Origin of the sequence: Klebsiella sp. GG_Kp146, assembly GCF_040061975.1 — a bacterium.
Taxonomy (GTDB): Bacteria; Pseudomonadota; Gammaproteobacteria; order Enterobacterales; family Enterobacteriaceae; genus Klebsiella; species Klebsiella quasipneumoniae.
The window spans coordinates 210,839-223,955 of record NZ_JBEAHA010000011.1 but is presented as its reverse complement, the minus strand read 5'-3'; the positions used below and the strand labels follow the sequence as shown (position 1 = coordinate 223,955).

Annotated in this window: 11 protein-coding genes; 9 read left to right on the top strand and 2 right to left on the bottom strand. The window is 55.3% G+C overall.

Annotated elements, in window-relative coordinates:
- Positions 1-72: 72 nt before the first annotated feature.
- The 8 genes from glmS to ABLU95_RS13160 all read left to right on the top strand — a co-directional run bounded on the left by glmS (position 73) and on the right by ABLU95_RS13160 (position 10,168).
- The gene (gene glmS, locus ABLU95_RS13195; protein ID WP_023291472.1) at positions 73-1,902 is read left to right on the top strand and encodes a glutamine--fructose-6-phosphate transaminase (isomerizing); all 1,830 of its coding nucleotides are present in this window, start codon (positions 73-75) and stop codon (positions 1,900-1,902) included.
- A 339-nt stretch (positions 1,903-2,241) separates the two neighbouring features.
- Positions 2,242-3,282, top strand: a complete 1,041-nt coding sequence (pstS, locus tag ABLU95_RS13190; RefSeq protein ID WP_023291471.1) for a phosphate ABC transporter substrate-binding protein PstS — start codon at positions 2,242-2,244, stop codon at positions 3,280-3,282.
- Positions 3,283-3,409: 127 nt separating this feature from the next.
- On the top strand, positions 3,410-4,369 hold the full coding sequence (pstC, locus tag ABLU95_RS13185; RefSeq protein ID WP_004145004.1) for a phosphate ABC transporter permease PstC: 960 nt from the start codon (positions 3,410-3,412) through the stop codon (positions 4,367-4,369).
- Positions 4,369-5,259, top strand: a complete 891-nt coding sequence (gene pstA, locus ABLU95_RS13180) for a phosphate ABC transporter permease PstA (protein WP_243806741.1) — start codon at positions 4,369-4,371, stop codon at positions 5,257-5,259. Before pstC ends, pstA begins: the two co-directional genes overlap by 1 nt.
- A 46-nt stretch (positions 5,260-5,305) precedes the next feature.
- Positions 5,306-6,079 (top strand): phosphate ABC transporter ATP-binding protein PstB, encoded by a 774-nt coding sequence (pstB, locus tag ABLU95_RS13175; protein WP_004145006.1) that lies wholly within the window; start codon positions 5,306-5,308, stop codon positions 6,077-6,079.
- 50 nt (positions 6,080-6,129) lie between these two features.
- Entirely contained in the window at positions 6,130-6,855 is a 726-nt protein-coding gene (phoU, locus tag ABLU95_RS13170; protein ID WP_004145007.1) for a phosphate signaling complex protein PhoU, read from the top strand.
- Positions 6,856-7,331: 476 nt separating this feature from the next.
- Entirely contained in the window at positions 7,332-8,963 is a 1,632-nt protein-coding gene (locus tag ABLU95_RS13165) for a carbohydrate porin (protein ID WP_032429026.1), read from the top strand.
- A gap of 38 nt (positions 8,964-9,001) precedes the next feature.
- Positions 9,002-10,168 carry an alpha/beta hydrolase-fold protein gene (locus tag ABLU95_RS13160; RefSeq protein WP_348879716.1) on the top strand — a complete coding sequence of 389 codons (1,167 nt, stop codon included), beginning with the start codon at positions 9,002-9,004 and terminating at the stop codon, positions 10,166-10,168.
- A 163-nt stretch (positions 10,169-10,331) separates the two neighbouring features.
- Here ABLU95_RS13160 and yieH read toward each other — a convergent pair whose 3' ends face one another.
- Positions 10,332-10,997: a 6-phosphogluconate phosphatase gene (gene yieH, locus ABLU95_RS13155; RefSeq protein ID WP_023291467.1), complete on the bottom strand. Its 666-nt coding sequence runs from the start codon at positions 10,995-10,997 to the stop codon at positions 10,332-10,334.
- A 169-nt stretch (positions 10,998-11,166) separates the two neighbouring features.
- Here yieH and ABLU95_RS13150 point away from each other — a divergent pair, with 169 nt between their 5' ends.
- Positions 11,167-12,504 (top strand): NCS2 family permease, encoded by a 1,338-nt coding sequence (locus tag ABLU95_RS13150; protein ID WP_023291466.1) that lies wholly within the window; start codon positions 11,167-11,169, stop codon positions 12,502-12,504.
- Positions 12,505-12,549: 45 nt separating this feature from the next.
- Here ABLU95_RS13150 and ABLU95_RS13145 read toward each other — a convergent pair whose 3' ends face one another.
- Complete coding sequence (locus ABLU95_RS13145) at positions 12,550-13,116, bottom strand: NADPH-dependent FMN reductase (protein WP_023291465.1); 567 nt, start codon at positions 13,114-13,116, stop codon at positions 12,550-12,552.
- Position 13,117: the final 1 nt, after the last annotated feature.

Here is a 13,117-nt window from a genome sequence, read left to right as displayed (position 1 = left end):
GGCGCCCGGAAAACGGGCAAATACAGGTCAGCGACAACGCATGGCATATCGCCATTATCAGGAAATTTAACTATGTGTGGAATTGTTGGCGCAGTCGCGCAGCGTGATATTGCTGAAATCCTTCTCGAAGGTTTACGTCGTCTGGAATACCGTGGCTATGACTCTGCCGGTCTGGCGGTAGTCGACAGCGAAGGTCATATGACCCGCGTGCGTCGCCTGGGTAAGGTACAGATGCTGGCTCAGGCGGTCGAAGAGCAACCGTTACACGGTGGTACCGGGATCGCCCATACTCGTTGGGCGACGCACGGCGAACCGTCTGAGAGCAATGCGCATCCGCATGTTTCTGAACACATTGTGGTGGTCCATAACGGGATCATCGAAAACCACGAGCCGCTGCGCGCACTGCTGCAGTCTCGTGGCTATGTCTTCGTCACTGAGACCGATACCGAAGTTATCGCTCATCTGGTGCACTGGGAGCTGGAACAAGGTGGTACCTTGCGTGAAGCCGTGCTGCGCGCCATCCCGCAGCTGCGCGGCGCCTACGGCACCGTCATCATGGATACCCGCGACCCGGGAACTCTGCTGGCGGCCCGCTCCGGTAGCCCACTGGTTATTGGTCTGGGCATGGGTGAAAACTTTATCGCCTCCGACCAGCTGGCGCTGCTGCCGGTTACCCGCCGCTTCATCTTCCTCGAAGAGGGCGATATTGCGGAAGTGACTCGTCGCTCGGTGGTGATTTTCGATAAATCCGCTGCGCAAGTGAAGCGCCAGGAGATCGAATCCAATCTGCAGTATGACGCCGGCGATAAAGGTATCTATCGCCACTATATGCAGAAAGAGATTTTCGAACAGCCGAACGCGATTAAGAACACCCTGACCGGGCGTATCAGCCACGGCGAAGTCGATCTCAGCGAGCTGGGGCCGAACGCCAATGAAATGCTGGCTCAGGTCGAACATATTCAGATTGTTGCCTGCGGGACCTCCTATAACTCCGGGATGGTCTCCCGCTACTGGTTTGAAGCGTTAGCCGGCGTGCCGTGCGATGTGGAAATCGCCTCCGAATTCCGCTATCGCAAGTCCGCGGTGCGTCGTAACAGCCTGATGATCACCCTTTCCCAGTCCGGTGAAACTGCCGATACGCTGGCGGCGCTGCGATTGTCGAAAGAGCTGGGCTATCTCGGCTCGCTGGCCATCTGCAACGTGCCGGGCTCGTCGCTGGTGCGCGAATCCGATCTGGCGCTGATGACCAAAGCCGGAACGGAAATTGGCGTGGCCTCGACCAAGGCCTTTACCACTCAGCTGACGGTGCTGCTGATGCTGGTGGCGAAACTGGCGCGATTGAAAGGTCAGGATGCGTCCATTGAGCATGATATCGTCCACGGCCTGCAGGCGCTGCCGAGTCGTATTGAGCAGATGCTCTCTCAGGACAAGCGTATTGAGCAGCTGGCAGAGCGTTTCTCTGATAAGCACCATGCGCTGTTCCTCGGCCGCGGCGATCAGTATCCGATCGCCATGGAAGGGGCGCTGAAGCTGAAAGAGATCTCCTACATTCACGCGGAAGCCTACGCGGCGGGCGAGCTGAAGCACGGCCCGCTGGCGCTGATTGATGCGGAAATGCCGGTGATCGTGGTGGCGCCGAACAACGAGCTGCTGGAAAAACTGAAATCCAACATCGAAGAAGTTCGCGCCCGCGGCGGTGAGCTGTACGTCTTCGCCGACGGTGACGCCGGCTTCAACGGCAGCGACAACATGCACATCATTGAGATGCCGCATGTCGAAGAGACCATCGCCCCCATCTTCTACACCGTGCCGCTGCAGCTGCTGGCTTATCACGTTGCGCTGATCAAAGGCACAGACGTTGATCAGCCGCGTAACCTGGCGAAATCGGTCACGGTTGAGTAACGTATTACCTCTTTTGCAAAGGGCTGCCGGCGGTGGCCCTTTTTTATTTTCACCTGCTGTTTTTAGCCGATCTTGTGCGCAATATGTGGGATGGCGATAGACGACAACCGATCGTTTTGCACTGCGATTTGGCTGTCATAAAAAGAAAATTATTCCGTCATTGTATGGTCATGCTTGCAGATAACCATTTGATTTATAAGTGTATTATTTGACGCAAAATCCCTTCTCCCGGCCTGTCATAAAACTGTCATAATTCGTACATTTTACTGTCACCTCTTTGACCTATTTTGCTCACCATAGCCTCGAAACAATGATTTACGAATCCCAGCAGGAGACATTATGAACGTTATGCGTACCACCGTCGCAACAGTTGTCGCCGCGACCTTATCGATGAGCGCTTTCTCTGCTTTCGCAGCAGCAAGCCTGACTGGCGCAGGTGCAACTTTTCCTGCGCCGGTGTATGCCAAATGGGCTGACACCTATCAGAAAGAAACCGGCAATAAAGTGAACTACCAGGGTATTGGTTCCTCTGGTGGCGTTAAGCAGATTATTGCCAACACCGTTGATTTCGGTGCTTCTGATGCTCCGCTGGCTGATGACAAACTGACCCAGGAAGGTCTGTTCCAGTTCCCGACCGTGATTGGCGGCGTGGTGCTGGCGGTTAACCTGCCTGGCGTGAAATCCGGCGAGCTGGTGCTGGATGGCAAAACCCTCGGCGATATCTACCTGGGTAAAATTAAAAAATGGGATGACGAAGCGATCGCTAAACTCAACCCGGGTCTGAAGCTGCCGTCGCAGAATATCGCCGTGGTTCGCCGCGCCGATGGATCCGGTACCTCCTTCGTCTTCACCAGCTACCTGTCCAAAGTGAATGAAGAGTGGAAATCGAAAATCGGCGCAGGCTCTACCGTTAACTGGCCAACCGGTCTTGGCGGTAAAGGCAACGACGGTATCGCCGCCTTTGTTCAGCGTCTGCCGGGCTCGATTGGTTACGTCGAATACGCTTACGCCAAACAAAACAATCTGGCGTACACCAAACTGGTCTCTGCCGATGGCAAACCGGTTAGCCCGACTGAAGACAACTTCGCTAACGCCGCAAAAGGCGTTGACTGGAGCAAGTCTTTCGCTCAGGACCTGACTAACCAGAAGGGTGAAAATGCATGGCCGATCACCTCAACCACCTTCATTCTGGTGCATAAGGCGACTAACAAGCCTGAGCAGACCGCTGAAGTGCTGAAGTTCTTCGACTGGGCGTATAAAAATGGCGGGAAAGAAGCGAATGCGCTGGATTACGCATCGCTGCCGGAAAGCGTGGTTGAGCAGGTTCGTGCGGCATGGAAAACCAACGTCAAAGACAGCAGCGGTAAAGCGCTGTACTAACAGTAGATTTTTGACGAAGATGGCGGGGGCGTTCAGCGCTGCCCGCCCTACGGTTCCGACTGTAGGCCCGGAAGCGAACGCCACCGGGCATTTATTCGAACAAGCTTTAATACGTAAAGAGTAATCTATGGCTGCAACCAAGCCTGCATTTACCCCTCCGGGGAAAAAGGGTGACATGATTTTCAGTGCGCTGGTAAAACTGGCTGCGCTGATTGTGCTATTGATGCTGGGCGGCATCATCGTTTCCCTGATCATCTCTTCCTGGCCGAGCATTCAAAAGTTTGGCTTTGCCTTTTTGTGGACCAAAGAGTGGGATGCGCCCAACGAAATCTTCGGCGCGCTGGTGCCGATTTACGGGACCCTGGTGACCTCCTTTATCGCGCTGCTGATCGCCGTACCGGTGAGCTTCGGCATCGCGCTGTTTCTGACGGAACTGTCCCCCGCCTGGCTCAAGCGTCCGCTGGGCATTGCGATTGAGCTGCTGGCCGCGATCCCGAGTATCGTGTACGGCATGTGGGGCCTGTTTATTTTCGCCCCGCTGTTTGCGACTTACTTCCAGGAGCCTGTTGGTAACGTCCTGTCGACTATTCCGTTCGTCGGCGCGCTGTTTGCTGGCCCGGCGTTTGGTATCGGTATTCTCGCCGCTGGCGTTATTCTGGCCATCATGATCATCCCTTATATCGCCGCGGTAATGCGTGATGTTTTCGAACAGACGCCGGTGATGATGAAAGAGTCGGCCTATGGCATCGGCTGCACCACCTGGGAAGTGATCTGGCGCATCGTTTTACCGTTCACCAAGAACGGAGTGATCGGCGGCGTGATGCTCGGTCTGGGCCGTGCGCTGGGTGAAACCATGGCGGTCACCTTTATCATCGGTAACACCTACCAGCTCGACAGCATATCGCTGTATATGCCGGGGAACAGCATTACCTCCGCGCTGGCCAACGAATTCGCCGAAGCCGAAACCGGTCTGCACGTGGCGGCGCTGATGGAACTGGGTCTGATCCTGTTCGTTATCACCTTTATCGTTCTGGCGGCGTCGAAGTTTATGATTATGCGCCTCGCGAAGAATGAGGGGGCACGCTAATGGCGACCATTGAAATGCAAAGCACCGCCGAGCTGGCGGAATCCCGCCGTAAGATGCAAGCCAGGCGCCGCATGAAGAACCGCATCGCCCTGACGCTGTCGATGGCCACCATGGCGTTTGGTTTGTTCTGGCTTATCTGGATCCTGATGTCGACCGTAACCCGCGGTATCGATGGCATGAGCCTGGCGCTGTTTACCGAAATGACGCCGCCGCCGAATACCGCGGGCGGCGGTCTGGCCAACGCCCTTGCCGGCAGCGGCCTGCTGATCCTGTGGGCAACCATCTTTGGTACGCCGCTGGGCATCATGGCCGGGATTTATCTGGCGGAGTATGGCCGCAAGTCGGTGCTGGCGGAAATTATCCGTTTTATTAACGATATTCTGCTTTCCGCGCCGTCTATCGTGGTTGGTCTGTTCGTCTACACCATCGTGGTGGCGCAGATGCAGCATTTCTCCGGCTGGGCGGGGGTGATCGCCCTGGCGCTGCTGCAGGTGCCTATCGTTATTCGTACCACCGAAAACATGCTGAAACTGGTGCCGGATAGCCTGCGTGAAGCGGCCTATGCGCTGGGTACGCCGAAGTGGAAGATGATCTCGGCGATCACCCTGAAAGCGTCCGTCTCGGGGATTATGACCGGGATCCTGCTGGCTATCGCCCGTATCGCCGGGGAAACGGCGCCCCTGCTGTTTACCGCGCTGTCCAACCAGTTCTGGAGCACCGACATGATGCAGCCGATTGCCAACCTGCCGGTGACCATTTTCAAATTTGCCATGAGTCCGTTTGCGGAGTGGCAGCAACTGGCATGGGCCGGGGTATTGATTATCACCCTGTGCGTCTTGCTGCTGAACATCCTGGCGCGCGTTATCTTCGCCAAGAAGAAACACGGTTAATTTTTGCGGCGCAGCGACAGCTGCGCTGAATGAGGAAGAGATTGAGATGAGTATGGTGAATACAGCCCCGGGTAAGATTTCAGTTCGCAACCTGAACTTCTACTACGGTAAATTCCATGCCCTGAAGAACATCAACCTGGATATCACCAAAAACCAGGTGACGGCGTTTATCGGTCCGTCAGGCTGTGGTAAATCCACTCTGCTGCGTACGTTCAATAAAATGTTTGAACTGTATCCGGAGCAGCGCGCGGAAGGCGAGATCCTGCTGGATGGCGACAACATTCTGACCAACACCCAGGATATCGCCCTGCTGCGTGCCAAGGTTGGCATGGTATTCCAGAAGCCAACGCCGTTCCCGATGTCCATTTACGACAACATCGCTTTCGGCGTGCGCCTGTTTGAAAAGCTGTCCCGTGCCGATATGGATGAGCGCGTGCAGTGGGCGTTGACCAAAGCCGCATTATGGAATGAAACCAAAGATAAACTGCACCAGAGCGGGTATTCTCTCTCCGGCGGTCAGCAGCAGCGCCTGTGCATCGCCCGCGGTATCGCGATCCGCCCGGAAGTCCTGCTGCTTGATGAACCTTGCTCAGCGCTGGACCCGATCTCTACCGGGCGTATCGAGGAGCTGATCACCGAGCTGAAGCAGGATTACACCGTCGTTATCGTGACTCACAACATGCAGCAGGCTGCGCGTTGCTCCGACCATACGGCATTTATGTATCTTGGCGAGCTGATTGAGTTCAGCAACACGGATGACCTGTTCACCAAGCCCGCGAAGAAACAAACTGAAGATTATATTACTGGCCGCTACGGTTGATTTGCCCTTGTGCTTTCAGGCTCTCACCAGTTGGGCAATCAGGAGACACCATGGACAACCTAAATCTTAATAAACATATTTCCGGCCAGTTCAACGCTGAACTGGAGTATATCCGCACCCAGGTGATGACCATGGGTGGGCTGGTGGAGCAACAGCTTTCTGATGCGATCACCGCCATGCATAACCAGGACAGCGATCTGGCGAAACGCGTGATTGACGGCGACAAGCAGGTCAACATGATGGAAGTGGCGATCGATGAAGCCTGCGTGCGCATCATCGCCAAGCGCCAGCCGACCGCCAGCGACCTGCGCCTGGTGATGGCGATCATCAAGACCATCGCTGAGCTGGAACGCATTGGCGACGTGGCGGATAAAATCTGCCGTACCGCGCTGGAGAAGTTTTCCCAGCAGCACCAGCCGCTGCTGGTGAGCCTCGAATCGCTGGGCCGCCATACGGTGCAGATGCTGCATGACGTGCTGGATGCCTTCGCGCGTATGGATCTCGACGAGGCGGTACGTATCTATCGCGAAGACAAGAAAGTCGACCAGGAGTATGAAGGCATCGTGCGTCAGCTGATGACCTACATGATGGAAGACTCGCGCACTATCCCCAGCGTTCTGACGGCGCTGTTCTGCGCGCGTTCCATCGAACGTATCGGCGACCGCTGCCAGAATATTTGCGAATATATTTTCTACTTCGTCAAAGGCCAGGATTTCCGTCATGTGGGCGGCGATGAACTGGATAAACTGCTCGCCGGAAAAGATCCGAAAGAGTAATAATCATTTTGTCTAATTCTGATAAATGGATTTATCAGAATTAGATATGATTCCTCCAGCGGCAGCGATATTGCTGCGATTATCGTCACAATTAACAGGCTGCCCGTTTGAGTTCTTCATTTTATCGCGTAACAATCAGCATTCACTGACTGAGCGCGCAAGCTCAGAATGTTTTAAACGGATTGTTACTGCGACAGCAGGAAAAACCTGATATTGCCCCCCCCACGGCGGCGATATCAGGTTTTTTTATGCGCGTTAAGAATGACTTAATAAGGGTTGCTACCGCGATGCGCGGGCAAAACCTGAAGAGGATTATCTGTTTAGGCAGATCGTCTTCTTCGGGTTTTTTTGCTTTTTTCTCTCCGCAAAAATAACAGCCCTCGCGCCCTTAAGCGGTATGGATACAGCTATTAGAACCCGCGCGATGCTTGTCGCTGTCGTATTTATTTATGCCAACACTTATATAAGGGAATATTATGTTTAGAAAAACCAGGATCGCTTCGGCGATGGTATTGCTGGCGCCGCTTTGTTATTCAACCACGCTGTTCGCGAGCCAGTTGACGGTAGAGCAACGGCTTGAGTTGCTGGAAAAAGCGCTTAGCGATACGCAAAAAGAGCTCAAAAAATATCAGGACCAGGAGAGAAAAAGAGACCAGATTTGGGCCACATGGTCTTCGCCTGCAGAGAGCCAGAAGCGCACCGTCGCGGCGGCGGCAGGACCGAAAGCAGCAGTGAAACCGGATGCGGTACTGGTCAAAAATCAACAACCTGCCACAGACGGCGCGCCAGCCTACAGCGCGATGACGCTGAAAGACTTTAGCAAGTTCGTCAAAGATGAAATTGGCTTTAGCTATAACGGCTACTTCCGCTCGGGCTGGGGAACCGCCTCGCATGGCTCGCCAAAGTCGTGGGCCATTGGTTCGCTTGGCCGTCTGGGCAATGAATATTCCGGCTGGTTCGATCTGCAGCTGAAGCAGCGGGTGTTTCAGGAAGGCGATAAACGCGTCGACGCCATCGTGATGCTCGACGGGAACGTTGGCCAGCAGTATTCCACTGGCTGGTTTGGTGACAATGCCGGCGGCGAAAACTACATCCAGTTCTCGGATATGTACGTTAACACCAAAGGATTCCTGCCGTTTGCCCCGGAAGCCGATTTCTGGGTCGGCAAACACGGTGCGCCAAAAATCGAGATCCAGATGCTGGACTGGAAAACGCAGAGAACCGATGCGGCGGCTGGCGTGGGGCTGGAAAACTGGCAGGTAGGCGCCGGGAAATTCGATATCGCGCTGGTCCGGGAGGATGTTGATGACTACGATCGTTCTTTAAGCAATAAGCAGCAAATTAACACCAATACCCTCGATATCCGTTACAAAGAGATCCCGTTGTGGGATAAAGCCAGTCTGATGGTCAGCGGACGCTATGTCGCCGCCAACCAAAGTTCTTCTGAGAAATATAAAGAGGGCAATGAAGGCTATTATCCATGGAAAGATACCTGGATGGCCGGCACCTCGTTAACGCAAAAATTTGCTCACGGCGGCTTTAACGAATTTTCTTTGTTGCTGGCGAATAACTCCATTGCCAGCAGCTTCTCGCGCTATGCCGGATCCAGCCCCTATACTACCTTTAACGGCCGCTATTATGGCGACCATACCAATGGCACCGCCGTGCGCTTAACCTCGCAAGGAGAAACCTATTTACGCGATGACATTATTATGGCGAATGCCATCGTTTACTCCTTTGGCAACGACGTTTACAGCTACGAGACCGGGGCCCACTCCGATTTTGAATCCATCCGTACGGTCCTGCGGCCGGCCTATATCTGGAATAAATATAACCAGACCGGCGTCGAACTGGGGTACTTCAGGCAGCAAAACAAAGATGTGACCGGCAAGAAATATAACGAGTCCGGCTATAAGACCACGCTGTTCCATACCTTCAAAGTTAATACCAGTATGCTGACCTCGCGCCCGGAAATTCGCTTCTATGCCACCTATATTAAAGCGAAGGATATCGACCTGGATAAGGCCGCGAATAACACCACCCGCATTTTTGAAGACGGTAAAAACGATCAGTTTGCCGTAGGGGCGCAGGCGGAAATCTGGTGGTGAGACGATAACAGAACGGACACAACGTAAGAGGAATAACGATGAAACAACATGCCATTTATTTCGCCCTCGCGCTGGCGGGCGCGGCGTTCACCATTCAGGCGGCACCGTTGCCAGCGGTGCCCGAGCCCTCCCTGCCGGTGAGCCACTTTATCACCCAGGTTAACGCGGATAAGAGTATCACTTACCGCCTGTTTGCCCCTGATGCCCGGCGGGTTTCGGTGGTGACAGGCGCCACGCCGGACACCTTTGTCTCGCACGACATGACCAAAGCGGACCACGGGGTCTGGACATGGAAAAGCGAGCCAATGAAACCCAATCTCTATGAATACTATTTTGATGTGGACGGCTTCCGCTCGGTGGATACCGGCAGCCGCTATCAGAAGCCGCAGCGTCAGGTGAACACCAGCCTGATTCTGGTTCCCGGCAGTATTCTGGACGATCGCCCGGTCGCGCACGGCGATCTGCGCACCCTTACCTATCACTCGAAGGCGCTGAATGCGGAACGGCGGCTCTATGTCTGGACGCCGCCGAACTATAGCGGCAGCGGCGAGCCGCTGCCGGTGCTCTATTTCTATCATGGCTTTGGCGACAGCGGGCTGTCGGCCATCGATCAGGGGCGTATTCCGCAAATCATGGATAACCTGCTGGCGGAGGGCAAGATCAAGCCTATGCTGGTGGTGGTCCCGGATACCGAAACCGACACCCCGGAAGCGATCGCGGAAAACTTCCCGCCGCAGGAGCGACGCAAAACCTTCTATCCGCTGAATGCGCAGGCGGCGGATAAGGAGCTGATGCAGGACATTATTCCGCTGATCGATGCCCGGTTTAACGTGCGTAAAGATGCCGACGGTCGGGCGCTGGCTGGCCTCTCTCAGGGCGGGTATCAGGCGCTGGTTTCCGGGATGAATCATCTGGAGAGCTTTGGCTGGCTCGCCACGTTTAGCGGCGTCACGACCACCACGGTGCCGAATGCCGGTGTGGAAGCGCAACTGAAACATCCTGAGGCGATCAATCAACAGCTGCGTAACTTTACCGTGGTCGTCGGGGAAAAAGATTCCGTGACCGGCAAAGACATCGCGGGTCTGAAAAGCGAGCTGGAAAAACAGAAGATCAACTTTGACTATCACGCCTATCCCGGCCTGAACCATGAAATGGACGTCTGGCGCCCGGCCTACGAGGAGTTTGTGCAAAAACTGTTTAAATAGCCGGTGGGGGCGTTTAGCCCCCGCTTTCCGCGAGTGAAGAAAGGCAAGATGAAAGTGATTGTGTCCCAAGATGATGAAGAGATAGCCGGTCGCCAGCCGTCCTGTTCTGGGCTAGAACATAGCGCTACCTGCCAACCGTCGCCCGGTTGGGCGACGCCGGGGGCTAGCGAGTGATATCCCAACCGCGCGCTTTCCACAATGCCGGCAGCGCAGCCAGATCGGTAAAGGTCGTCACGTTGGGATGATCGATGGGCGGGTTGTGTGGATCGGCGCAGAAGTAGAACACCTCCATGCCGGCGGCTATTCCCGATTGTGCACCTGCCCTGGAATCATCAACCAGAATACAGTTCTCAACGTTAACGCTCATCGCTTTTGCGGCATGGAACATCAGCGCCGGATCGGGTTTCCAGCGCTGAATATCGTAGCCGCTGTACAACCGGTCAGCGAAATGGTGCAGCAGGCCGGTGCGGCCGAGAGAGTGTTGCATCTTACTGACCGGGCCATTGGAAACCACGCACATCGGGACGCTTACCGCATCCAGCAGCGCCTGGGCTCCGGCAATCACCTCCAGTTCGCTATCAAACAGGCGGGCGACTTCCGCACGGTAAATCGGCTCCAGAGTGGCCTTTTGCAGGTTAACGCCATGCTCGGCGTTGATGGTGTCGATTATTTCGTACAGTTTTACGCCTTTGAAGCGCTTAAAAATCTCTGCCAGCTCCAGCGTAATGCCAAATTCCTGGAACATGTGCACGTAGGCGCGGGAGCAAATCACCTCGCTGTCGACCAGCGTGCCGTCACAGTCAAAAAATACTGCTTCTGGTTGAGTCATAGCCATTCCATATTAACAAGTTTAACGTTTTCGTCATGTCCAATGCCGCGACGCAATCGTTGCCGTATAAGCAAAATAAATGAAAAAAATTACCATACAACCGCGCCTGGTGCTGTAATTTGGTATAGGATAGCGTCGAATTTTCCCTCCTTACGTTCGGAAACCGATAATGAGTCAACAACAAACCAGCCAGTCTTCTGGCCAGGGTCTGCTGGAGCGCGTATTTAAACTGCGCGAGCACGGCACCACGGTGCGCACGGAAGCCATCGCCGGTTTCACCACGTTCCTGACGATGGTGTATATCGTTTTTGTTAACCCACAAATTCTTGGCGTAGCGGGCATGGATACCAGCGCCGTGTTTGTGACCACCTGTCTGATTGCCGCTTTCGGCAGTATCCTGATGGGGCTGTTCGCGAACCTGCCGGTCGCCCTGGCGCCGGCGATGGGCCTGAACGCCTTTTTCGCCTTTGTGGTGGTGCAGGCGATGGGCCTGCCGTGGCAGGTCGGGATGGGCGCGATTTTCTGGGGCGCCGTCGGCCTGCTGCTGCTGACGATCTTCCGCGTACGCTACTGGATGATCGCCAATATTCCGCTGAGCCTGCGCGTGGGCATCACCAGCGGTATCGGTCTGTTTATCGGTATGATGGGCCTGAAGAACGCCGGGGTTATCGTCGCAAATCCGGAAACGCTGGTCAGTATTGGTCATCTGACCTCCCACAGCGTGCTGCTGGGCGTGCTGGGCTTCTTTATCATCGCGATTCTGGCGTCGCGCAACATTCATGCCGCGGTTCTGGTCTCTATCGTGGTGACCACCCTGCTGGGCTGGATGCTGGGTGATGTACACTACACCGGTATCGTCTCGGCGCCGCCGAGCGTGACTTCGGTGATCGGTCATGTCGATCTGGCGGGCTCCCTGAATCTGGGCCTGGCCGGGGTGATCTTCTCCTTTATGCTGGTCAACCTGTTTGACTCCTCCGGGACGCTGATCGGCGTGACGGATAAAGCGGGTCTGGCGGACGCCAACGGTAAATTCCCGCGCATGAAGCAGGCGCTGTTTGTCGATAGCGTCTCGTCGGTGGCAGGCTCCTTCATCGGCACCTCGTCGGTAACAGCGTATATCGAATCCTCCTCCGGTGTTTCCGTGGGCGGGCGCACCGGCCTGACCGCCGTGGTCGTCGGTATCCTGTTCCTGCTGGTTATCTTCCTCTCTCCGCTGGCGGGGATGGTTCCGGCCTATGCGGCCGCTGGCGCGCTGATTTACGTCGGCGTGCTGATGACCTCAAGCCTGGCGCGCGTGAAGTGGGATGACCTGACGGAAGCGGTACCGGCGTTTATCACCGCGGTGATGATGCCGTTTAGCTTCTCGATCACCGAAGGCATTGCCCTGGGCTTTATCTCCTACTGCGTGATGAAAATTGGCACCGGCCGTCTGCGCGACCTCAGCCCTTGCGTCATTATCGTCTCGCTGCTGTTCGTGCTGAAGATTGTCTTTATCGATGCACATTAATCCGCACGTATGATGAAAAAGCCCGGCATCGCTGCCGGGCTTTTTTTATGCTTTAACCCGCTGAATATAGTCGCCAAAGGCAGTCAGCTGGCCGCGCAGATGGTCGAGGGTGCTCTGATCGACCACTTCACCCGACTGCGGATCCACTTTGTTCTGGATCACGCCGCCCATAAATTCCGGTTTATTCATCACCATCGCATCGAGGAACACCAGAATCTGCCGCAGATGATACTGGCAGCGCGCGCCGCCGATGGCGCCCATAGAGCTGGTTTGAATCAGCACCGGCTTGCCGGACAGCGGCTGCTCGGGCAGACGTGAAAGCCAGTCGATGGCGTTTTTCAGGCCGCCAGGCACGGAATAGTTATACTCGGGGGTGACAATCACCACGCCATCCGCCTCGCGGATCTGCTGCGCAATCTCCTGCACGCTCTGCGGGAATCCCTCTTCCTCCTGAATATCAGCATCGTACAGCGGAATATCGCCGATCGACGGCAGCGCGGAAATGTGCATGCCCGCCGGCGCGATGCCGGGCAGGGTACGCGCGACCATTCCATTAAACGACCCTTTACGCAGGCTGCCGAGTAACGTAACCACTTTCAAGGTATCTGACATG

Bases quoted from the DNA above. Each gene is read 5' to 3' on its own strand.
- ABLU95_RS13165 (WP_032429026.1), top strand. From the start codon at position 7,332: ATGTTTAGAAAAACCAGGATCGCTTCGGCGATGGTATTGCTGGCGCCG.
- pstB (WP_004145006.1), top strand. From the start codon at position 5,306: ATGAGTATGGTGAATACAGCCCCGGGTAAGATTTCAGTTCGCAACCTG.
- phoU (WP_004145007.1), top strand. From the start codon at position 6,130: ATGGACAACCTAAATCTTAATAAACATATTTCCGGCCAGTTCAACGCT.
- pstS (WP_023291471.1), top strand. From the start codon at position 2,242: ATGAACGTTATGCGTACCACCGTCGCAACAGTTGTCGCCGCGACCTTA.
- yieH (WP_023291467.1), bottom strand. From the start codon at position 10,997: ATGACTCAACCAGAAGCAGTATTTTTTGACTGTGACGGCACGCTGGTC.
- ABLU95_RS13150 (WP_023291466.1), top strand. From the start codon at position 11,167: ATGAGTCAACAACAAACCAGCCAGTCTTCTGGCCAGGGTCTGCTGGAG.
- ABLU95_RS13160 (WP_348879716.1), top strand. From the start codon at position 9,002: ATGAAACAACATGCCATTTATTTCGCCCTCGCGCTGGCGGGCGCGGCG.
- ABLU95_RS13145 (WP_023291465.1), bottom strand. From the start codon at position 13,116: ATGTCAGATACCTTGAAAGTGGTTACGTTACTCGGCAGCCTGCGTAAA.
- pstA (WP_243806741.1), top strand. From the start codon at position 4,369: ATGGCGACCATTGAAATGCAAAGCACCGCCGAGCTGGCGGAATCCCGC.
- glmS (WP_023291472.1), top strand. From the start codon at position 73: ATGTGTGGAATTGTTGGCGCAGTCGCGCAGCGTGATATTGCTGAAATC.
- pstC (WP_004145004.1), top strand. From the start codon at position 3,410: ATGGCTGCAACCAAGCCTGCATTTACCCCTCCGGGGAAAAAGGGTGAC.